19 protein-coding genes are annotated in these 22,217 nt (G+C 58.2%); 11 read left to right on the forward strand and 8 right to left on the reverse strand.

Annotation, left to right across the window (positions count from 1 at the left end; all coding sequences use genetic code 11):
* Positions 1–2 precede the first annotated feature (2 nt).
* Together ASTEX_RS11465 and proB are read right to left on the reverse strand one after the other, a co-directional pair.
* Positions 3–473, reverse strand: coding sequence for a hypothetical protein (locus ASTEX_RS11465; RefSeq protein ID WP_013479805.1), 471 nt, complete (start codon positions 471–473; stop codon positions 3–5).
* 11 nt (positions 474–484) lie between these two features.
* Positions 485–1,630 (reverse strand): glutamate 5-kinase, encoded by a 1,146-nt coding sequence (gene proB, locus ASTEX_RS11470; RefSeq protein ID WP_013479806.1) that lies wholly within the window; start codon positions 1,628–1,630, stop codon positions 485–487.
* A gap of 139 nt (positions 1,631–1,769) precedes the next feature.
* On the opposite strand from proB, the gene thrC reads away from it, so the two are divergent.
* From thrC to ASTEX_RS11490, 4 genes are all read left to right on the forward strand, one after another.
* Positions 1,770–3,167: a threonine synthase gene (thrC, locus tag ASTEX_RS11475; protein ID WP_041658650.1), complete on the forward strand. Its 1,398-nt coding sequence runs from the start codon at positions 1,770–1,772 to the stop codon at positions 3,165–3,167.
* 262 nt (positions 3,168–3,429) lie between these two features.
* Positions 3,430–4,131: an EAL domain-containing protein gene (locus tag ASTEX_RS11480; protein ID WP_245532503.1), complete on the forward strand. Its 702-nt coding sequence runs from the start codon at positions 3,430–3,432 to the stop codon at positions 4,129–4,131.
* A gap of 337 nt (positions 4,132–4,468) precedes the next feature.
* On the forward strand, positions 4,469–5,668 hold the full coding sequence (locus ASTEX_RS11485) for an IS256 family transposase (RefSeq protein WP_013478932.1): 1,200 nt from the start codon (positions 4,469–4,471) through the stop codon (positions 5,666–5,668).
* Between the two features lie 169 nt (positions 5,669–5,837).
* On the forward strand, positions 5,838–6,620 hold the full coding sequence (locus ASTEX_RS11490; protein WP_013479808.1) for a response regulator: 783 nt from the start codon (positions 5,838–5,840) through the stop codon (positions 6,618–6,620).
* A gap of 91 nt (positions 6,621–6,711) precedes the next feature.
* On the opposite strand, the gene ASTEX_RS11495 is transcribed toward ASTEX_RS11490, so the two are convergent.
* The 3 genes from ASTEX_RS11495 to ASTEX_RS11505 all read right to left on the reverse strand — a co-directional run bounded on the left by ASTEX_RS11495 (position 6,712) and on the right by ASTEX_RS11505 (position 10,854).
* On the reverse strand, positions 6,712–8,580 hold the full coding sequence (locus tag ASTEX_RS11495) for a putative bifunctional diguanylate cyclase/phosphodiesterase (protein ID WP_013479809.1): 1,869 nt from the start codon (positions 8,578–8,580) through the stop codon (positions 6,712–6,714).
* Positions 8,580–9,752: an FIST N-terminal domain-containing protein gene (locus ASTEX_RS11500; RefSeq protein ID WP_049781665.1), complete on the reverse strand. Its 1,173-nt coding sequence runs from the start codon at positions 9,750–9,752 to the stop codon at positions 8,580–8,582. The genes ASTEX_RS11495 and ASTEX_RS11500 overlap by 1 nt, the downstream gene beginning before the upstream one ends.
* A 151-nt stretch (positions 9,753–9,903) precedes the next feature.
* Entirely contained in the window at positions 9,904–10,854 is a 951-nt protein-coding gene (locus tag ASTEX_RS11505; RefSeq protein ID WP_013479811.1) for a TraB/GumN family protein, read from the reverse strand.
* A 568-nt stretch (positions 10,855–11,422) separates the two neighbouring features.
* Between ASTEX_RS11505 and ASTEX_RS11510 the strand changes: the two genes are divergently transcribed.
* From ASTEX_RS11510 to ASTEX_RS11525, 4 genes are all read left to right on the forward strand, one after another.
* The gene (locus ASTEX_RS11510) at positions 11,423–11,776 is read left to right on the forward strand and encodes a hypothetical protein (protein WP_013479812.1); all 354 of its coding nucleotides are present in this window, start codon (positions 11,423–11,425) and stop codon (positions 11,774–11,776) included.
* An 89-nt stretch (positions 11,777–11,865) separates the two neighbouring features.
* Complete coding sequence (locus tag ASTEX_RS11515) at positions 11,866–12,099, forward strand: hypothetical protein (protein WP_013479813.1); 234 nt, start codon at positions 11,866–11,868, stop codon at positions 12,097–12,099.
* A 175-nt stretch (positions 12,100–12,274) separates the two neighbouring features.
* Entirely contained in the window at positions 12,275–12,610 is a 336-nt protein-coding gene (locus tag ASTEX_RS11520; RefSeq protein ID WP_013479814.1) for a hypothetical protein, read from the forward strand.
* Positions 12,611–12,690: 80 nt separating this feature from the next.
* Entirely contained in the window at positions 12,691–14,070 is a 1,380-nt protein-coding gene (locus ASTEX_RS11525) for a methyl-accepting chemotaxis protein (RefSeq protein ID WP_049781666.1), read from the forward strand.
* A gap of 184 nt (positions 14,071–14,254) precedes the next feature.
* On the opposite strand, the gene ASTEX_RS11530 is transcribed toward ASTEX_RS11525, so the two are convergent.
* Positions 14,255–15,352, reverse strand: a complete 1,098-nt coding sequence (locus ASTEX_RS11530; protein WP_013479816.1) for an NAD(P)/FAD-dependent oxidoreductase — start codon at positions 15,350–15,352, stop codon at positions 14,255–14,257.
* A gap of 84 nt (positions 15,353–15,436) precedes the next feature.
* Between ASTEX_RS11530 and gcvA the strand changes: the two genes are divergently transcribed.
* Complete coding sequence (gcvA, locus tag ASTEX_RS11535; RefSeq protein WP_013479817.1) at positions 15,437–16,399, forward strand: transcriptional regulator GcvA; 963 nt, start codon at positions 15,437–15,439, stop codon at positions 16,397–16,399.
* 11 nt (positions 16,400–16,410) lie between these two features.
* On the opposite strand, the gene ASTEX_RS11540 is transcribed toward gcvA, so the two are convergent.
* The gene (locus tag ASTEX_RS11540; RefSeq protein WP_013479818.1) at positions 16,411–17,418 is read right to left on the reverse strand and encodes a cysteine synthase A; all 1,008 of its coding nucleotides are present in this window, start codon (positions 17,416–17,418) and stop codon (positions 16,411–16,413) included.
* 272 nt (positions 17,419–17,690) lie between these two features.
* Between ASTEX_RS11540 and ASTEX_RS11545 the strand changes: the two genes are divergently transcribed.
* Positions 17,691–18,656: a homoserine kinase gene (locus ASTEX_RS11545; RefSeq protein WP_013479819.1), complete on the forward strand. Its 966-nt coding sequence runs from the start codon at positions 17,691–17,693 to the stop codon at positions 18,654–18,656.
* 296 nt (positions 18,657–18,952) lie between these two features.
* On the opposite strand, the gene ASTEX_RS11550 is transcribed toward ASTEX_RS11545, so the two are convergent.
* Positions 18,953–20,317 carry an IS1380 family transposase gene (locus ASTEX_RS11550; protein ID WP_013479820.1) on the reverse strand — a complete coding sequence of 455 codons (1,365 nt, stop codon included), beginning with the start codon at positions 20,315–20,317 and terminating at the stop codon, positions 18,953–18,955.
* A 156-nt stretch (positions 20,318–20,473) separates the two neighbouring features.
* On the opposite strand from ASTEX_RS11550, the gene ASTEX_RS11555 reads away from it, so the two are divergent.
* Positions 20,474–22,081: a family 43 glycosylhydrolase gene (locus tag ASTEX_RS11555; protein ID WP_013479821.1), complete on the forward strand. Its 1,608-nt coding sequence runs from the start codon at positions 20,474–20,476 to the stop codon at positions 22,079–22,081.
* The last annotated feature ends 136 nt before the right edge of the window (positions 22,082–22,217 follow it).

A 22,217-nucleotide genomic window follows, 5' to 3' on the forward strand; every position in this document is an offset into this window, starting at 1 on the left:
ACTTACTGGGTCACGCTGTAGATTACCGCGGTTGCATCATCCGCCGTCGCCAAAATTCGTTCGTATGAGTGCGCATCAAAACCGGGCCGTTGCATTAAAGCATCAAGCCAGTAAGTCACTCCCCTTGCACCCGATGGCAGCGTTATCTTTTGCGGAGCGTTCACAGGATGCAACCCGGAGCGTTTAATCAATGCCCCCCGCTTACAATACACATGATAGAACCGCTTATCCTTCCACGGGCCCTTAGCCTTAACGGTTGCTTCAAGTGTTACCTTTTCTACATCCGCCCATTTGAAAGCCAGCCCCAAAACGCCATCTTCCTTTTCGCCAAGCATGGACGTCTCAAAGCCATCGGATAGCACCGTAACAGAGATTGGATGTAGACGCTCCGCAGACTTTCGCCACCAGAAAAGGCTTTGCAGAGACAGGAAGAGAAAAAGGACTACCAATCCTAAAATATGAACTTCTGACATTCCACACCCCTTCAGACCATCACCAGATCGTCACGGTGAATGACCTCATCTCCTGAGGTGTAGCCCAGGAGAGCTTCAATCTCTTTGCTGGCGCGCCCCTTGATGCTGGCGATATCATCGGAGCTATAGGCCGCGATACCACGCGCCAGTTCGCGCCCGTCGTGCAGGACCGATACGCTGTCGCCCTTATCAAAGACGCCCGCGACCGAGCTGATGCCCGAAGGTAGAAGCGATTTTCCCAAAGCCAGCGCGTTAGCGGCCCCGGCATCGATATGGATTTGCCCTGCAGGCACCACCGTCCCGGCGATCCACGCCTTATAGGCCGCCCCCGACGAAGCCTGAGCCACAAACAGGGTGTAGCGTGCGCCCTGCCCCAGCGCCGAAAGAGGCCGAAGGCCCTGACCGTTCATGATGGTGGTCGAACATCCCGCCGCACCGGCGATGCGGGCTGCGGCAATCTTGGTAGCCATGCCGCCTGTGCCGACGCCGGCGGCCGCATTGGCTCCCCCGGCCATGGCCTCGATATCCGGCGTGATGGTTTCGACCACGCCGATATGTTCCGCTGACGGATTGTTACGCGGATCAGCGGTGTAGAGCCCGTCAATATCCGACAGCAGCACCAGTGCCTCAGACCGCACCAGCATGGCCGCGCGCGCCGCCAGCCGGTCATTGTCGCCATAGCGGATTTCTTCGGTCGCCACGGTGTCATTCTCATTGACGATCGGCACGACGCCCAGCTTGAGCAGGGTGTCCGCCGTTTCGCGCGCATTAAGCCAGCGACGGCGGCGCTCGGTGTCTTCACGCGTCAAAAGAACCTGCGCGACCTTGATCCCATGTTCAGAAAAGACCTCGTCCCAGGCACGCATCAGGATCGGCTGCCCGGCGGCGGCCGCCGCCTGTTTACGATCAAGCGGCAATTGCCTTGTGTTAAGCCCCAGATAACGCCGGCCGAGAGCGCCCGCTCCGGAGGAGACGATCATCACCTCCACACCGGCCTTGCGCAATCGCGCCACATCCTCGGCCAGACCGCGCATCCACAGCGTGTTGGCCGCGCCCGTTTGCGGATTGACGATCAGGGCCGAGCCGACCTTCAGGGTCACGCGCTTCGCCTGCGCGATATGCGCCGGAAAGTCCGATTTTATAGCCGCGACCGTCATGGAAAGTCTTTTCTCAGGCGTCTGAAAATGATAGGCCCGCCGCGAGCTTTTTATCGCGGGCGAAACCCTTGCGCCTATTAGCGGACAATCCCTTGTTGAAGCAAGAAGGGTTTGAATGCTTTTAAGAAATGGTAACAAAATGAACTATATCGGCACGCGCGGTTTCAAAGATCAACGCAGTTTTGCGGGCGCTCTGCTCGACGGTCTGGCCCCCGACGGCGGGCTTTATGTACCGCAGGCATGGCCGACACCGGATTTCGATCTGTCTGGCGTGTCAAAGGGCGGCTATGCCGACCTGACGGTAAAACTACTCAAGCTGTTTGGCGTGGACGTTCTGGGCGATCAGGCGGTCAAGGCGGCAGCTCAGCGCACCGAGGACGCCTTTCTGCGCGACGGGGCCGTGCCGCTGACGCGGCTGGAAGACGATCTCTATCTGCTCGAGCTCTATCACGGTCCGACCCACGCCTTCAAAGACATGGCCATGCAGATGATGGCGCCCCTGACCGATGCCGCCCTTTCACAGCGCGGCGAAAAACTGACCCTGGTGACGGCCACCTCCGGCGATACCGGTGCAGCCGCTGTGCGCGCCTTTGCAGGTTCTGAACACGTCAAGCTGATCGTTTTTCATCCGCTCGGCCGCGTCTCACCCGTACAGCGTCTTCAGATGACGACGGTTCAGGCCGATAATGTGCTCAATGTCGGGGTAAACGGCGATTTCGACGACTGCCAGAAGATCGTCAAGGCGCTGCTGTCTGAGCCTTCCTTGAAAGCACAGGGCCTGATCTCCTCGGTGAATTCGATCAACTGGGGCCGCCTGTTGGGGCAGGTCCCCTACTATCTGGCCGCCGCTGCTCATTCGGGCCTCAACACGCCGGAATTTATCGTGCCGACCGGCAATTTCGGTGACGCCTTCGCCGGATGGGTGGCGCGTCAGATCGGCGGGAATGTCGGTCACCTGCACGCTGCCGTAAACCGCAACGATGCCCTTAATCAGGCCATCAATAACGGCCGCTATGTGCGCCGTCAGGCCGTCGAGACGGCCTCGGTCTCAATGGACGTGCAGGCACCGTCAAACTTTGAGCGGCTGGTCTTTGAAGCCTCCGGCCGTGACGCGGACGCAACGCGCAACCTGTTCGATGCCTTTGGACAGTCCGGTGAAGTGGCATTGTCCGGTAATCTGCAAGAGGCCCTGAAATCTGAAGTTTCGGCCTCGAGCGTCTCTGAAGACGAGACCAAGGCCACCATCAAACTGGCCTATGAGCGCTGGGGTCAGGTCATCTGCCCGCATACCGCCGTGGCGCTTTCGGCGGCCCTGACTCGACGCGAAGCTGGCGAAGGCACGGGCGGACAGATCGTTTTGGCCACAGCGCACGCCGCCAAGTTCCCGGCCTTTGTGACCGAGGCGCTGGGCTTTGAGCCCAAGGCCCCGGACGCCATCACCGATCTTTATGGGCTGACCGAAACCCTGACCGAAATGCCAGCAGACATCACCGCGGCCGTCACGACCGTTAAGGCCTTTATTGAGTGGATAGATTAGTCAGGCGCAAAAAGCCCGCGGCCGCGCATCCATCGCTGCACCGCCTCATCACGAGTGAAGGAAGACCGTCAGGCGAGGCCCGGCGGTCTTTTTTTCAAACCTTTGGCCCTCACCCGGCGAAAGGCTTTTTTTAAGCATTTGCGCTATCCCTGAGCAGAAGCGTTTAGGGAGCGGCCTATGAGTGGCGAGACGATTTGTAGCGGCTGTCGCGACGGGACAGGCTTTGAGCTACCGATAACCATGGCGTTCCAACCGATTGTCGATGTGGTCAGGAACGGTTTTTGCCCAGGAAGCCCTTGTTCGGGGCGTAAATGGTGAGGGAGCCGGGTTCATACTGGATCAGGTTTCAGATCAAAATCGCTACGCGTTTGATCAGTCTTGTCGTGTCAAGGCCATTGAGCTGGCGGCGCAGTGGGATAGTACTCACGAGGGCGAACGGCTCTCGATTAACTTTTTGCCAAATGCCGTCTATGAACCGCGCGCCTGCATTCGGCTGACCTTGGCGACCGCTATGCGGTTCAGTTTTCCGCTAAATCGGATCATTTTCGAATTCACCGAAACTGAAAAGCTCGATACGAACCACCTCCTCAATATATTGAGATCGTACCGGGCCATGGGTTTTATGACCGCCATTGATGATTTTGGCTCTGGCTACGCGGGTTTGAGCCTCCTCTCAAACTTTCAGCCTGACCTCGTCAAAATTGACATGGAGCTGATCCGCAACATCGACAAAGACCGAACCAAACGCATCATTCTGGCAAACACGCTTCGCATGCTTCACGACCTTGACGTCAAGGTCATTTGCGAGGGCGTGGAGACAGCGGAAGAATTCGAGGTCTTACGCGACATGGGGGTTAGCCTCATTCAGGGATATTACCTGGGCAAGCCCTCCCTAAGGCAGCCCTTATCATCCAACTGGCCACAGCCTGCCGCCGCGCCCCTTCAAACAAAGGGCTTTGGTTGAGACGCCGAGACGCAAGGGGCGGCGCCCACTGAGCTTGCGATCGCTCTTGTAACGGCATTTTCGTAACACCACCGTCTGTGTAAAATGCGGGTTGAAACCGCATATGGCCCGGCATGTGTCATTCACTCAGCGCAGCGACAGTCCTTTGATCTCTAAAAGCAACCGAAGGCGAAACGGGTCGTGTCCCACCGGGTGGTGTAATTGGGTAAGAGCGAAGCGCTAGGCTCGCGGCCCCATTCAAGGGCCAGGCGAGCCTGAAGCGTCGCGGGTTGGTCATCAGTGATTTTCGGATATGGTTTGGGTTCCTACACTCATTCCAGAGACGAAAGAACCACCGATGACCAAAGAGATGATGGCCCTGAAAGGGCTTGTTGAAAAGACCTCCGACAGCGATTTGTTGCGTGAGATGATAGGTTTTGCCGCCGAGCGCCTGATGGCAATGGAGGTCGGCACTGTGACCGGCGCGGCTTACCACGAGAAGAGCGGCGAACGTATGGTCCAGCGCAACGGCTATCGCGATCGGGATTGGGAAACACGCGCCGGCACGGTCGAACTGCGTATTCCGAAACTTCGCAAAGGCAGTTATTTCCCGAGCTTTCTGGAGCCACGGCGCATGGCCGAGAAGGCACTGACTGCCGTTATCCAGGAAGCTTACGTTCAGGGCATCTCGACGCGGTCTATCGACGACCTGGTCAAGGCCATGGGCATGAGCGGCATCTCGAAAAGCCAGGTCAGCCGCCTTTGTGAGGAAATCGATGAGCGCGTGAAGGCGTTTCTCGATCGTCCGATCGAGGGGGAATGGCCTTATATCTGGATCGATGCCACCTACCTGAAAGTTCGCCGTGGGGCCCGGACTGTCTCCGTCGCCGTCATCATCGCTGTGGGCGTCAATACCGACGGCCGCCGGGAGGTTCTTGGCATGGAGGTCGGCACGTCAGAAGCTGAACCGATCTGGGCAGAGTTCTTACGCAACCTGACCCGTCGTGGTCTGCGCGGCGTCAAGCTGGTCGTCTCCGATGCACATATCGGGATCAAAGGCGCGGTATCGAAGGTTTTGAACGCCACCTGGCAGCGGTGCCGCGTACACTTCATGCGCAATGTCTGCGCCCATGCAGGCAAGAGTGGCCGCCGGGTCGTCTCGGCCTTCATCGGTACCGCCTTCGCTCAGGAAACGCCTGAAGCCGCCAGCGCACAATGGCGAAACGTCGCCGATCAGCTCAGGCCCAAAATGCCAAAGCTGGCAACGATCATGGACGAGGCTGAGCATGACGTCCTGGCCTACATGACCTTCCCAAAGGAGCACCGCATCAAGCTTCACAGCACAAACCCGATTGAGCGTCTCAATGGCGAAATCAAGCGCCGTTGCGATGTCGTGGGCATCTTCCCGAACGACGATGCCATTATCCGCCTCGTGGGCGCCATCTTGCTGGAGCAGAACGACGAGTGGACGGTTCAACGCGGCCGCTACATCACCCTTGAAACCATCGCACAACTCAGCGATGATCCCGTTCTCAGCATGCCAGCCGTGGCAAGCTGACGAAAATCCGGACCCGTCCGGAAACCACTGATGCCTAGCGCTCAGTTACACCACGTCACGGGACACGATCGCGAAACGCATTAAGGTCTTTTTGAACAATCTTCACTACTCCCGGTCCGGGGACTAAATAGTTACCGCATAAGCAACCCGAAAGAGGTGGTGTAGCGACGTGGCCAGGGCACTTATCATCGAAGACAGTCCGATCCAGTCCAGGATAATTGGACGGATGATCACATCACTGGGCTTCGACGTCCATTATGCGCAAAATCTGACTAAGGCATCCGGACTTTTGAGAACCTTGAAGGTCGATGCCGTCTTTCTCGACATCTTTGTAGGCGACCACAACGCCCTTCAGTTTGTTGACACGCTCCGAAAGCTTGCCCCCCTGGCGGTATTTGTCCTCATGACGGCCGGCTCAGAAACGGAGTGTGTTGAGGTCACGCTCTCCAAGGCGAGGCTCGCGCGTGCCGATTTCGTACTCAAAAAGCCTTTCAACCCCTCAGATATCGAAGCCATATTTGCGCGGACATTTGACACAAGTGCCGGGCTCAAACGTCGCAAACACATTCTTGTCATAGAAGATAGCGCGCCGATCAGAACCATCTGTGAACGTGTTCTGGCCTCCATCGGATATAGGGTCACTATCAGTGAGACCATGGAGGACGCCTTTGCCAATGTGGATATCGCACACGTCGACCTCGTTTTATGCGACATGTTCATGCCGGGCATGGGCGGGTTTAAAGGCATCCGTTCGATCCGGAGAACCTGGCCGAAGGTTCCGGTGATTGCCATGTCTGCCGGCATCGATCAGGCGGTAAAAAATCACGATGTGCTGGCGGCAACGGCCAAGCTTGGCGTAAACGCGCAACTCAGAAAGCCCTTCGAGGCATTTGACCTCGTCGAGGTCGTGGCGGCGGTCCTCGATGAAACCCACACGCTAGAGGTCGTTTAACGCCGCTCGCCGCCGCGCTGATGCACCCTCGCGCCGCTTGACCTTGCACCAAACGCGCTTATCAGGGCGCGACGGTCGCTCTGTTTTAACGTCAGGCCACTTTTGCAGCGACCCGATCCGCGTTCGAAACATTGAGTTCATTAAGAGCGACAGGTTTGCCAAACAGATACCCTTGCATGGTATCACAGTGCTCTGTTCTCAGGATTTCAAACTGCTGTTCAGTCTCAACCCCTTCAGCGGTCGAGACGATCCCAAGACTTGAACACATTCCCGAAACCGCTCGAATAATGGCCAGAGACTCAGATCGCTGACCGAGATCGCGCACAAACGACTGGTCGATCTTTATCTTGTCGAACGGAAATGCGCTTATGTAGCTGAAAGACGAATAGCCCGTTCCGAAATCATCCAAAGAGATACGTACCCCTAAGGCTTTAAGGGCACGCAAGATCTTGAGAGCTTCCCCCGCATCACCGATCATCACGCCCTCGGTAATCTCAATCTCGAGCCGGTTGGGGTTTATCCGCGAGTCCTGTAACGCCCGGGTCACGACGCTCACAAAGGCGCGTGAGCGAAACTGTACCGGCGAAACGTTCACCGCGATCGTCGTGTGTTCGGGTAAAGCGGCCGCATCCTTACAGGCTTTACGAATGACCCACGATCCGATTTCCTCGATAATGCCCGTTTCTTCGGCCACCGGAATAAACTCATTGGGCGAAACAATGCCGCGCACCGGAGATTGCCAGCGCAATAAGGCTTCGTAGCCGCACACCCGTGCAGACTTCACACAAAAGATCGGCTGATAAACAAGGAAAAACTCGCGGCTTTGCGCAGCCTTTCGCAGATCCGCCTCAATTTGTTGCCTTTCCAGATAGGTTTCATGAAGTTTCGCATCGTAGACGGCAATATCGTTGCGACCGCTCCTTTTTGCCGCGTACAAGGCCTGATCGGCATGTCGCATCAAATCAATCGGGGCGGCATGAGGATCGTCGATAAACTCGATACCCACACTCGCTCCGATCACAATCTCAAGCCCATCAATCTCATAAGGTGCGCTTAAGTGGCTCACCAACCGCTTAGCCACCTGGTGCGCGTCGTGATGCGCGCTCACCTTCTCGAGAAGGACCGCAAACTCATCTCCTCCTAAACGGGCCGCCAGGTCCCCTGGTCGCAGCACGTCAACCAGGCGGCGCGCGACCTTTGCTAAAAGCGCATCACCGACGCCATGACCGTAGAGGTCATTGACCGCTTTGAACCGATCAAGATCGAGACTGAGTATGGCGGCCATGGAGCGGGCGCTCGCACGCGCCACCAGGTCTGCCAGACGCTTTTGGAAGAGGTTTCGATTGGCAAGTTCGGTGAGCGCATCAAAATTGGCCATGCGTTCGATAGTGGCCCGTGCGAGGTGCGACTCGGTAATATCGGCAATCACATCGAGGTAGCCTCCGCCCTCAACGCCGGTGCGCGACACCCGCACCGTACGCCCAGACGGCCACACATACTCCCCTTCACTGTGCCCTGTCTTCGGTATGGCCAGGTATTCCAGTAACTGCATCAGGCGCGCATTACTCGCACTCATGCGTCGCCCCGCGGCTTCAAGCGCCTGGACGAGTGACAAACCTCGGGCGTTGTTTGCCTTATCCACGTCGAAAAAGGTCAAATAGGCCCGGTTATACTCACAGATATGACCGTCCCTGTCGTAGAGACATATTCCGTGCGGCAACGTCTCGATCGTCGCTTGAAAGCGTTGACCGTTTTCTCGCAGATCCCGCAAGCTCTGACGAAGTTTTTCGTTTGCCGTTTCAAGCTCGTCCGTCATCAGTTGAGTGGCGCGATCCACCCTTCGACTTTCAAGCTCGTATTCGCCGTAAGCTCTGTCTACAAGGTCGAGGAGCGTGTTCAGGTCCAGTGCACCGGTTTCGTCGGTGGCTTTTTGAAGTTGGCGGTGGAGCAATCTGTGCATCACGCCACCTCCGAAAGGAGTGTAAGACACATGGTCTGATTGTGCAGGCCTGCCGTCGAGTAATCGGGATAGGGCGCAATTTCCCCATAGGAATAAAAGCCAAACTGCAAAGCCGTTGGGCCAAGGCGTTGCCCAACCGCCTCAACTTCATCGAGGGTTCGCTGACCCATCAGGAGGCGTCGGCCGACACAGGACACGGCAAGGCACACTTGCGGCTCCAGTTCAGGATCACGCGCTCTCAGATTCAACAAGGCTTTCTCAATGGCCGCTTCCGCGCCTGAAACAAGATGATTGGGCTGCCCCCTCATAAGGCGCGCGGGCCAGTTTTGCGGAATGCTCCCGGCAAAGGTGAGGGTTTTGGCAGACCTGTCTATGCTCAAAACCGTTCTGACGACTTCTCGCGTGGGATGGTCAGGATCATGGATCTTTAGAGGGAACATAAGGGCCGAGGCCGGGAGCTGGGCGGCTTCCTCACCAAGGTAGGTTTCGTAAAGATCAAGCGCCGGGCCGCCGTCAAGTGCCTCAAGGACGGTCCCCGAAGCGGATGTGACCTCGCGCTCAGGACCAAAAGCCTTCCAGCCACCGCCCGTGGCTGTGCCGACCCTTAATCCCTCACCATAAAAGCCAACAGCGACAATCTCGTTTGATGAAATGTGATCAGAGTTCAAGACGTAGGTTTTCTCAAACGCCGCGCCATCACCGGCAAGCCCGCCTGTGATGATAACCTCTTCACCGACACCCTCAGAAAGCCCCTTGATGAGTGCGGATCCATCTACGTCAAGACCGGGACTGAGAAGGAGAATGTAGCGTAGGTCCTGTCCAAGGAGAGAGGCCGCAAGGCGCTTGCCAGCCTCGTAGGACTGCGCTTTTGTTTGCAGCTCAACAGAGGCTTGGCGCAAGCGAACCTTGTCAAACGAAAGTGCGATGCCGCTCCATCCCTCCTCATCAAGCGACGTCCCCTCGATCAAGGTACCCGTGGTCGTACCTGTGATGATCGCGTCAGGCGCGGCCTGGCACAACCGCGAAAGATGATCGCAAGTGCCTGTAAGGCTGTGCTCAAAGGCCTGTCGGGTACCAAAAAGAAGGATTAACTGAGCCTGAACAAGCGCCTTCAACGACGCCTCATTACCCAGGCAAGCTTCATTTACGCGAAACGACCACACGATAACCACTCCACTGTGAAGTGGCGTTATGCGCGCAAAACTTTATTTGAAACTTAGGAAAATCGGTTAAGACGGGTTAACGCTCCCAAACCCTTTAAGACCAACGATGTCGACCTGCACGACAATCGCACAGCGCCATGCCTCTGGCCGCCTGCACAGACTAGTCCTGCGGCGCGGACACCCGGTAGCCTCTGGCGCGCAGCTTTTCGAGCACACCCCCTTTGCGCAACAATTGGCCTAACGGCAAGACGGCCACCGTCTTACCCGGTTTGTTCAGGGCCTCGCTTACGGCGCTGACGGAATCGGTAATGCTGCGGTTCAGCGTCGCTGTGGCCATTGGCGATCCCGACAGGCACTTCATGAGGACCGAGCCCTGATAGAGGCTGCGTAGGGTAGCTATATCCCCGACGGACCAGGCCTGAGCGGCGCGCGGTGCGCGTTCCATATCGAAGTCGATATCGTCGAGCGTATAGCGCAGACACGCTTGGCTCGCCTCTTCGCTCATGGCATTGACCGCCTTGAACAATGGTCCGCTGTCGTAACGCCCGACGGCGCGAGAAGACACACCGGCCGTGCGCGCCAGACGTTTGATCGTGGTCAGCGGTTCGTTCTCACTTAACCCATGTTTTTGAAGCACCTCACGGCGCAAGCGCGCCCCTGCCCAGACCGGTTTGTCTTTGGCAAAATCCTTTATGGGCACGCCCGCCCGGCGCGCCGTGGCCTCGTACCGGGCATAGAGCTCACCGGGCAAAGCGTCTTTCAGTTTACCACGATCGGGTAAGACCTTGTTGCGCATCAGGGACCATACGTCGCCGGGACCTGTGCTGTTATCGGGCGGCGTGATCAGAGCATTGGCCCCGCGCAGGGCATTTTCGATCCGTGTCGTCTTCCACGCCTGCTTTTTGGGAAACACCGGCAAAACACCGATAATGATGACCTGACTGTCGTCATCCGACACGCGCCACAACGCCGGACCGACCGCGGCCCGGCCACGCACCACGACCTCATCGGCCCAATCCTCCTGCGCAAAGGCGGCAAAGGGCGGGATTAAGGCGCACAGGCTCAAGAGGAGCGGACCAAAGATCACGAAGAGGTGGCGCAACAGGCTCATGGCGGCGAGGATGAACCCATTTGGCAACGGTTTTTTGACAGACCTTCATCGAAACCCCGCGCTAAGACGCCTTCAGCGCCTTAAAAGGCGGCTTACTATGGCCACGCTTAAGACCTTCGTAGCGGATAAGGACGACTGGGTAGCTTCTATCCGAGGTCTAAGGCGCTAAGACGCCAAAAATGCCAGCCTGGACGGTCAGTACCGGCGCAGTCGGAGGTTGGTTGCAAGGACTGCGCCGGAACCGGTAGCGCATCGGAAAATTGATGCATAACGACGATATCTCGATTCGTTCGTATCGCAAGCCGAAAGACCGATGTTTTCAATTTGCGATCACAATATCGTAAAGCGCGCATTGCCGTTAACCACACGTTCACAAAATTGGATAACGGTGTAATCCGAAGAGCGCCCGCTTATACATGAGAAGGCTCGAAGGAGACGACAGAAACTTCACCTGGTTACGGGTTATTCCCATGCTGAGGTCTAAGGCGTTCTGACGCCTGTGGCCCGATTGCGTGTCAGAACCCGACCAGGATCAGATTGGCAGAAATCCGAAGACAGGAAGTCGCCTATGGAAAAACGTAGTGCTGGTTACGAGTTTGAGGCTGACAAAGAAACCGAGAGGCACAGCGCCGCCGTCCTCTTTCACCCCCATTTCTGGTCACAAAGAGACGTCACTGCCCCGCTGATGCGGATCCCGCTGTCTCAGGCTCGGCTCCCAGACTCTGTTCGCGCAGAAGATCTGACCCTGACATTGGGTCGGGTTCTCAATGAAATCGCCCGGCTTGAGACGTTACGACAGTTAACGCCCACCACCACCTCAACAGAGGCTTCACAGGCCGCAGATGCGCTTTCCGATTACGTCCTTAGACTTTTCGAAATGAGACACATCAAGACGCAGTGCCGCCGAGGAATGCCGGACTAACGTGCCATTCCCCTCAATTGAGATCATAGCTGGTCGAAAATCTGAACCTGTCCCCAAGCCGTACGTATATAGTTCTTTTGAGAGTTCCCATGCTTTACGTCCCCAATACGCTCAATTGCGCCTTTCAAGAGCTTTTGGAAGGCGTCATCACACCCGCTCAAAGCCTGTCCTGGCTGATGTCGCATTTCCCCCATGGGGGCTCAGATGATGAGGCCGCTCAGCGAATAACAGATGTGGTCATAATGCAGATCGAGGACGTGGCGCTCCGGCAAACAACGATTGGAGAGGCGGTCAACGTTCTCATCTCTCTGGGGGCCCGCTAGAGGTCTCTTGCTCGATGCCGGAGCAAGCGGCCCCTTATCCGCCACTCCTTCTGTTTCAGCCCGAAGAACGCAACCGCCGACGCCGCAATTTCTTACCAAGTATCAATCTGTTAAAGCGGAGTTAAGGGGTGGCGGGATAGTGTATCTGAGTACTGAGTAATACCCCGGTATCCCTATGCCACAAGACGTCTCTGATCGCGAAAAGCTGGGCGCAGCCGACATGTTTGTCGTTTGTGCGATGGCCATGGTTTGCCTTCTTGCCCTGTGGCTCGTCTACCTTGCGCCGCGCGTGAGCGAACCTGTCGCCATTGTTTCCTCTCCCTGGCAAGATCGCACAGCCGCTGAAATTGCCGCCCGCGCGGGGGGGAATCTTCTGGAGAGCGGCTACAACGGTGGGCTGATTGTCGCTCAGTCTGACGACCCCGATTTTGCGCGCAGACTCGCGGCCGAAGGGGCGTTGATCATTTTTAACCCGCGTGTGTTTGCGGGATGTGGAGCACCCAAATCATGAACGAGTTGAGAAGCGTACAGCTTGCCTTTTCTAAGGCCGTCATAGGGTTTTTGTGGCTAAACTGCGCTCTCCTGGGGATCATGCCGGTCGTACTGGGGGCGGGGAGCGTAGGGGTCGGGCCTCTTTTAATTTCGGCCCTATTATGCGGCGTCGTGACATTTTCCTGGAAGGTCGACCCGACAGGTTTGCGAACACGCCTGACGTCATCGCTGGCCTTAGCGACAATTGTCGCCCTTCTTGTTTATGAGTTTGACGGCCGGGCCTATCAGCTTGACATGCACATGTACTTCTTTGCCTGCCTGGCATTTTTGGCTGGCTGGTGCGACTGGCGTGCGCTCATCGCCTATTCCGGACTTGTGGCCGTTCACCATTTAGGAGTGACCTATCTCCTGCCCTCTGCGGTGTTTCCCGAAACGCAGCCAAACCTCACGCGCGTTCTGATACACGCCGTTATTCTCGTCTTGCAAACAGGTCTTCTCGTTTGGCTGGTTGCCCGCATGCAAACCGCTTTTGGCGCGGCGGAGCGTGCGCTAAACGCCGCTAAAAGCGCTGAAGCCGAAGCGCTGACGCTCGCGAAATTGCAGGACGAGGCCAAGGAAGAGGAATTGCGTCAGTCGACAAAACGCGATGGTCTCGCCAGAGATCTCGTTTCAAAGGTTCAGCGTCTCGTTAAGGACTTTAATGACACCACGTCTGAAATTTCTACAGCGGTTAAAAGCTTAAGCGGATCGGCGGCTGAGACCCACCAGACCGCTCAACGCGTTACCCAATCGGCTCGATCTGCCTCGTTGAGAGTGGAGACTGCGGCTGAGGGGTCCGACCTCCTCGCGGCGTCGATTGAAGAGATCAACAAGGAGGTTTCGCGTTCGGCTTCCATCGCTCAGACGGCAGCTCAGGAAGCGCAGACGACGCGAACAAACGTCGTCAATCTCTCCGAATCCGCCGCCAGGATAGGCGATGTGATTGAGCTTATCCGGGCGGTCGCGTCACAAACCAATTTGCTCGCACTCAATGCGACCATTGAAGCCGCAAGAGCCGGTGAGGCCGGCAAAGGCTTTGCCGTGGTCGCAACGGAAGTGAAGTCGCTGGCGAACCAAACCTCAAAGGCCACCGACGAGATTGCTGCAAAAATCAATGAAATTCAGGCGGCAACAGAGATGACGGTCGGCTCCATTAATCGAATTGTCTCGACGATCGACAATATCTCCGACAGTACCGCCGCCATTGCGCAAGCTATTGGTGAACAAGGCAGCGCCACGCAAAACATTGCCACGAACGCTGCCGAGGCGGCCTCAGAGGCTCTGAGTGTGTCCGACGAAATGTCTAAGGTCTCTAACGCAACCGAAGTCACAGGCGCGGCCGCCGAACACCTGCAGGGCCTTTCAGAGGGACTGGCGGGGCAGGCCCGCTCACTTGAGAGCGAAGTGAGCCATTTTGTCGATCAACTCCGAAGCGCCTGAGGTCCTAAGTCCGTTTCCAGCGAAATCGGTCAAGTTGACGGCTTGCAACAAAACGCGTCCTGGCAGCCTGCGTGTTGTGACGCTGCCAACGCCCTGGAGTCATTTGAGACACCAAGTGAAAAACCCCGCCTCAGAGGTATCTGAAGCGGGGTTTTTTAATCTCAACCTTCTTTTCCGGGCCTTGCTACTTCACGCCCAGCTTCTTCTGCAAGTCCGACGAGGAGGTCGTATACTGGAAGCGCAGCTTCTTGTCCGGGAAGACGTAGCGGAAGACGGCCTGGGCTGCCAGCGCGCCTTCGTGGAAGCCCGATAGGATGAGCTTCAGCTTGCCCGGATAGTAGTTGATGTCGCCGATGGCAAAGATTTGCGGGGTCGAGGTTTCGAACTTCTCCGTATCCACCGGGATCAGGTTTTCGTGCAGGTTGAGGCCAAATTCCGCCACGGGACCGAGCTTCATGGTCAGGCCGAAGAAGGGCAGGAAGGTATCCGCGTCGATGTGGATTTCCTTGCCGTCATTGTCTTCGATCGTGACGCCGGTCAGCTTGTGTCCCGTTTCACCAGACAGGGCGGTGGCCTGACCGATGATCAGATCCATCTTGCCCTCTTCGACCAGCTTGCGCATCTGAGCCACGCTGTGCGGGGCAGCGCGGAAGTCGTCGCGGCGGTGCATGAGAGTCACGCGCTCGGCGATGGGTTGCAGGTTGAGCGTCCAGTCGAGCGCCGAATCCCCGCCGCCTGAAATCACGATACGCTTGCCGCGGAAGGCTTCCATTTTGCGCACGGCGTAGTGAACGCCGATGCCTGCGCCGATGTATTCAAAGCCATCAATGCCGGGAATGGGCGGCTTTTTGGGCTGGAACGATCCGCCGCCGGCAGCGATCAGGATACAGCGCGCGATGACCGACGTTCCCTGATCGGTCGTCACCTTCCACTTGGTCGTGCCGTCGTCCTGCTCAAGCTTTTCAACGGCCACAGCCATTTCACCGAGGTGGTATTTGGCACCAAACGGCGCGATCTGTTCAAGCAGGCGATCGGTGATTTCCTGACCGGTGATGATCGGCCATGCCGGAATGTCATAGATCGGCTTTTCCGGATAAAGCTCGGCGCACTGACCGCCCACCTTGTCGAGAATGTCGATCAGGTGCGCTTTGATATCGAGCAGGCCCAGTTCGAACACGGCGAACAGGCCCACCGGGCCCGCGCCGATGATCACGGCATCGGTTTCCCAGGCCTGACCGGCTTCGAGGACTTCGATAGCGGGGGACGGGTGCGCGTCACTCATTTTTGTCTCCGGAACGCAAAGATTAGATTTGTTAAACGATGGATGCGCTATATAGAGCGCAGGGTTTAGATTGGATAGGTTTCAATGTCGCGTGACCGTCTGCCGCCGCTGTCGGCGCTTCGGGTATTCGAAGCCGCCGCGCGCCACGAGAGTTTCAAGCACGCCGCCGAGGAGTTGTTCGTTACACCCGGCGCGGTATCTCAGCAAATCCGCTTGCTGGAAGAACACGTCGGTGTCGAGCTGTTTGTGCGCGACGGTCGCCGCGTGGTGTTGAGCGACGCGGGCAAGGCCTCTTCGATCATTCTCAAAGAAGCCTTTGAAAAGATGTTCGAGGCGACGCGCATCATGCGTCAGACGCAGCAAAAGGGCCGTGTCACTGTGTCGGTGGCCCCGAGTTTCGCGGCCAAATGGCTGATGCCGCGTCTGGGCGACTTTTCGGCGGCCAATCCGGACATCGATGTGTGGGTATCGGCGGATATGGCCCCGACCGATTTCGCGGTCTCCGACATTGATCTGGCCATCCGTTATGGCACGGGCAATTACAACGGGCTGAATGTCGAGCACCTGCTCGAAGAAGCGGTCCTGCCCGTCTGTTCGCCCGCCTTGTATGAGGCGGCCCCGATCCGCAAGCCGGCGGACCTCACCCACCACACGCTGTTGCATGATGTTTCCTCGGACCTCGATCCGTCCGACCCCGACTGGGCTATGTGGCTTAAGGCGCATGGTGCCGAGGAGATCGACGCCTCGCGCGGGCCGCGCTTCAATCAGAGCCATATGGTGATCGAAGCGGCGGTCGCCGGCCGGGGCGTGGCTTTGGCTAAACGCACCATTGCCGAGGCCGATCTGCGCGCGGGTCGTCTGCGGGGTCTGTTCAACGAAAAGGACGCACCGGTCAGCTTCGGCTATCATCTGGTCTGGCCACAGACGCGCGAGCCTTCGATGGCGCAGGTACGCTTTATGGACTGGCTGCGCGCACAGGCGCGCGATCTCGGCCACGCCTCGGCGGCGCCGCAGGACAGACCGGTCTTTGCCGCTCAGGGAATATAAATCCCTCCCGTTCACCCTTCGCTCCAGGGGGGAACGGGCAGGCCTTTGGACCTCAGGAACTCAGCGTTAAAAATCTTGGAGGCATAGCGGTTGCCATAGTCGCACAGGACGGTCACGATCGTCTTGCCCGGCCCCATGGTTTTGGCCATCTTGATCGCGCCGGCGACATTCAGCGCCGCAGACCCGCCGACCAGCAGGCCTTCGTAACGGTCGAGATCATAAAGCACCGGCAGCCAGTCTTCGTCAGCCACCTGACAGGTGAAGTCGGGCGTGAAGCCTTCCAGATTGGCGGTGATGCGCCCCTGACCGATGCCTTCGGTGATCGAGGTGCCTTCAGATTTCAGTTCGCCCGTCGTATAATAGCTGAACAGAGCCGCACCGAACGGATCCGCGAGACCGATCTTTATCTCCGGACTAAACGCCCGCAGCCCCAGGGCCATACCGGCCAGCGTACCACCCGATCCTACCGAGCAGATAAAGCCGTCGATCTTGCCGTCAGTCTGCGCCCACACTTCCGGGGCCGTGCCGTCGATATGGGCCTGACGATTGGCGACATTGTCGAACTGATTGGCCCAGATGGCCCCGCCCGGCTCGGTCTTGGCCAGTTCTTCGGCCAGACGCCCGGAATATCGGACGTAGTTGTCCGGATTGGAATAGGGAACGGCATCAACCTCGATGAGCTTCGCGCCCAACATGCGGATGGCGTCCTTCTTTTCCTGCGCCTGCGTGCGCGGAATGACGATCACAGCCTTATAGCCCAGCGCATTGGCCACCATGGCCAGACCGATACCGGTATTGCCCGCCGTGCCTTCGACAATGGTGCCGCCGGGCTTCAAAAGACCCTTCGCCTCGGCATCTCGGATGATCCACAGAGCGGCGCGGTCCTTGATCGACTGCCCGGGATTAAGGAATTCCGCCTTGCCGTAGATGTCGCAACCGGTCTCTTCCGACGCGCGTTTGAGGCGGATCAGCGGCGTATTGCCCACAAGGTCGAGTACGGAAGAAACGGTCCTGGCCACGAAACAACTCCTGTTTTCGCCTTTGCGCCTATGGGATTTAAGCCGCAATCCCAAGCGATAGATTCTTACCGGCGGGTTTAGCGCGACTTACAGATCGGCGCGCGCCCTTATAAGACAAGGGTTTGAGGATGGTCAATCGGCAGTGCACAGCTCGAATGACGAAGCGCCCTCAATCAACGGCCCTATTGTCGAAAGGGCGTCGCATTGCGTATAGGCTTTTCACCTCGCCTGGGGATCAGGAGAGACACAAGACATTAGAGGCGTTCGGGCATATGGCCGTTTTCACCAAGGTATCTCTGGAAGAGGCCCGCGCCTATCTGAGCCGCTATGAAATCGGCGACCTGATCCATCTGGAAGGCATCGAAGAAGGCGTTTCCAACACCAATTTCAAGGTTGAGACGACGACCGGTCTCTATGCCCTGACCCTGTTTGAGGCCGCGACGCCTGAAAAAGACCTGCCCTATTTCATGGACTACACCCTGCACCTTGATCAAAAGGGCTACCCGGCGCCAGGGCCGGCGATCATGAAAGATGGGGCAACGGTCGGTCGCATCAATGAAAAGCCCTGCGCACTGATCAAATGGCTGCCCGGGCGCTGGCCACGCAATCCCGATACGAGGCACGCCACCTCGGCAGGTCAATATCTGGCCCGTCTGCATGAGGCTGGCCGAGACTTCCCGCAGACACGCGAGAACAGCATGGGCATTGCGCACTGGGAGGCCCTGATCAGCCGCTGCGAACCGCGCGCTTCGCAATCGGCACGCGCTGTAGCCGTGCTGGCCGATTTCCGCGACGAGGTGGCGTGGTTGAAAACACGATGGCCCTCGGATCTGCCCTCGGGGGCCATCCATGCCGACTATTTCACCGACAATGTGCTGATGGACGATGAGGGGCAGGTCACCGGCGTTATCGACTATTACTACGCCTGCACCGACTTCTATGCCTACGATCTGGCCGTAGCGCTCAACGCCTGGGGCTTTACGCCCGGTGGGCAGCCCCTGCCCGACATGATCGCCGCCTTTGTGAATGGCTATCACGAAGAGCGCGCTCTGTCAGAGGCCGAAATCGCCGCCCTGCCGCTGTTTGCGCGCGGGTCTGCCGTGCGTTTCACCCTGACGCGGCTCTATGATTTGCTAAACCATGACCCCTCGTGGGTGGTCAAACCGAAGGACCCGGAGGCGTTTTACCGGCGGCTCGACTACCATCGCTCCATCGGTTCAGGTCTAGACTATTTTTGAGCGTCGATGGCGCCTGTTATGCGACACCTCCAGGCCTTGCGAAAGACGGCTCATTTCCGTCCAACTCAAACCCCGGCCTGACGCCGCAGATATTGTCTCACATCGAATGCGCGAACGACCAGGACTGGGCTTCTAACCCGCTTCATTCATCGTAACGGCGTTAGCCTTTCCGTTTAGAACGGCTTTTTCACAGACGCGCTTGTTGGCGTCGTGTTTTCCGCCACGCGCTGGGTTTGATTTTGCTCCGATGGGGGTTGACGGTGATGGCGGCGGCTTTGAGGGCGTAGCCCCGTCGTTTATGCGGGCGCGGCTTTGAGGGACGCCATGATATCGCGGAAGAGCGAGGCCTCCGGGCAAGCTGCGGCGAAGGCAATCCTTACGCGATGGGCGGTCTCTTTGATCCGAGCCCCGATCTTCAGAAGGCGCAAGCGGATGGTATTGAACTCAGCGGTCGCCATCTTATGGGCCTTGGGGATCTGATCCCGGACAGCCAGCATCAGCCAGTAGGCAGCGGTGTGAAGGATCAGGCGCATCTGGTTGGCCAGAGGGCAGCGACAAGAGGTGCGATCACTTTTAAGCTGGGTCTTGTGGAGCTTGATCAGATTTTCAGCATTGCCTCGGGCACAATAGAGTTTGGCATAGAGGGTTTCCGGATCGGGATCGGGATCGGGATCGGGATCGGTCAGGGATGTGACGACGAAGCGATTGTCGAGGCCCATAGGCGTGGCTTCAATGCGGGCGATAACGCGGCGCTCACAGCCCCAGGATTTGGCTCCATGACGGACTTCGGTGTAGCCGCGCACGGCCGCGGCGTCCTGTTCGGCCCGAACGACACGGATGTGGTCAGCAAAGGCTTCGACCTTAGCATGCAAAGGCTTTGAGCCGGCGAGCCCGAAGATATAGTCAACGCCCTTGCGCTCAGCCCATGCCATGACTTCGGGTCGGGCATAGTGGCTGTCACCGCGCAGGGTAATGTGGGTTGTGGGCCAGTGTTTGCGGATCTGGCGCACCATCCTACGGACCCAGCCGCGCACCTCTTTGCCTGACGGTGTTTTGCCGGGTCGCAGGATGACGACGACCGGTCGGCCTGTGCTCACATCGTAGACGTGGATGGGCTTAAAGACGTATTCCCCTTCATGGGCATTGAAGAGCGACAACTGCTGGCGGCCGTGAACCACGTCGACCGTGTCATCGATATCGAGGGTTACGGCGGCGGGAACAGCCGAACCGAAACTGGCGCAGTACTGGTCGATAAGACCGTAGGTCAGCTTGATCGAGCTACGCAGGTCCGGCGCATTCTCAAGGCGCGACAAGGTCGGTTGTGAGCACAGGTCCTTGCCGCCTTCGGGCAGGCGTCCGCACGCAAGCTTGAAGGCCGGATCGGTGCGCAGGAAAGCCAGATCGTTGCCATCTTCATAGCCACAGGCGATGGCGAAGATGCGGATCTTGAGAATGGAGGCAAGGGAATGGGTTACCAGGAAGGGGTTGCGTCGATCCGGTATCAGCCGCCAAAGCCGATCAATGATCCCGATCCGGCGCTCAACCGCAGACAACAGCATGACACCGCCATCCGAACTGATGCGTCCGCCATCAAAGGCAGCCGTGATTTTCTTGCGCGAAACGCTTGGCAAATCGAACGGAAGATCGGTATCTTGGTCCATGGCGGGTGTGGCCTTGGCGGTCTTTGGTTTAAGTTCGGTGTGGTAACCAGAATCTATTCCAAAACAACGCTTTACGCTACACCCGCTGCACCTTTTTGCCGCCACCGTGATTTAGGCGGGTTAGGGCTAGGGTCTATAGCTCCTTGGATGGCACCTATGACTATCACCTCCCGCCGACACCTGTTTGCTGCCTGCCTGGCCACAGCGGCCACACTCCCCGCCAGCGTCGCCCTGCCCGCCACCGCCGCGCCCGCCGTCAAACCGCGCTGGGGCAAAGGCATCGAGGGTCAGCGTAAGGCCGATCTGGGCAATGGCACCTATCTCAATCCGATCATCGCCGGAGACCACCCCGACCCGACCCTGCTAAAGGACGGCGCAAACTACTATATGACGTTTTCGTCCTTCTATGCCTATCCGGGCCTGATCCTGTGGCATTCGACCGATCTGGTGAACTGGGCGCCCATAGGCCCGGCCCTGTCGAAGCCGCTGGGCACCATCTGGGCCGTGGACCTGTGCAAGCACGGCGACCGCTATTTCATCTATATCCCCGCCGCCCCCGACGGCGGTGAATGGTCGATCTACGCCATCTGGGCGGACCGCATCGAAGGCCCGTGGAGCGAGCCGGTCGATCTCAAAATCAAGGGCTGCATCGACCCCGGCCACATGGTTGGCGAAGACGGCAAGCGCTATCTGTTCGTCAACGGTATCCGCAAAATCCGCTTAACCGATGACGGTCTGGCCACCGATGGCGATCTGGAGCCCGCCTATCAGCCGTGGACCTATCCCGACGACTGGGTGACGGAAAACTTTGCCCCCGAAGGCCCCAAGCTGCTGCGGCGCGGCGATTATTTTTACTTGATCACGGCGGTGGGCGGCACGGCCGGTCCCGTGACCGGGCACATGGTCATTGCCGCGCGTTCAAAATCCATTCATGGGCCGTGGACCCATTGCCCGCATAATCCGCTGGTCCGCACGCAAAGCGACGCCGAACCGTGGTGGTCGCGCGGTCACGCCACACTGGTCGAAGGGCCTGCCGGCGACTGGTGGATGGTCTATCACGCCTACGAAAACGGCTACCGCACGCTGGGCCGTCAGACCCTGCTGGAGCCGATAGAATGGACGAAGGACGGCTGGTTCCGTGCCAAGGGCGGCGATCTGTCGAAGCCCCTGCCCAAGCCCAAGGGCGGCAAGACAGGCACGGCGGGCTTTGCGCTGTCGGATGACTTCAGTCAGGACCGCTTTGGCGTGCAGTGGGCCTTTCACGACCCCAAGCCGGACGAGATGACGCGCGTGAAGCGGGAAAACCGCAGCCTGCGCATCGCCGGGCGTGGCACCTCGCCCGCCAACAGCGCGCCCCTGACCTGTGGCGTCGGGGACCAGTCCTACCGCATCGAGGTGACGCTGGAACTGGAGGGTGAGGCCGAGGCGGGGCTATTGCTGTTCTATAATCACAAGGCCTTCGTCGGCATCGGCTTTGACGGCGAACGCACGCGCACCTGGCAATATGCCGAAGATCAGGCGTGGAACCGCCAGAGGCTGAAGAGCCGCACAGTGCGCCTGCGCCTGACCAATGAAGCTAATGTCGTGACCTGGCACTCTTCGGTGGACGGCGGTCAGAACTGGACGCGCCACCCGACGCGCATGGAGGTTTCCGGGATGCACCACAATGTGTTCGGTGGCTTTCTCAGCCTGAAACCGGGGATTTACTGCACCGGGACAGGAAGCGTAAAAGCGAAAGACTTTAGCTACAACGCCATCACCTGAATGCGCTCAATTCAGAAAGCACATTTATAGCATCAGGAGCGGCGTGATCGGTTGACAACGGGCTGCCCACAAGCTGACGGTTATTGAACCTGCAGACGATTCTTCATTGCGTTGGGCTTGGGAGTGTAACAAGAGT

This window comes from Asticcacaulis excentricus CB 48 (genome assembly GCF_000175215.2).
Lineage (GTDB): Bacteria > Pseudomonadota > Alphaproteobacteria > Caulobacterales > Caulobacteraceae > Asticcacaulis > Asticcacaulis excentricus.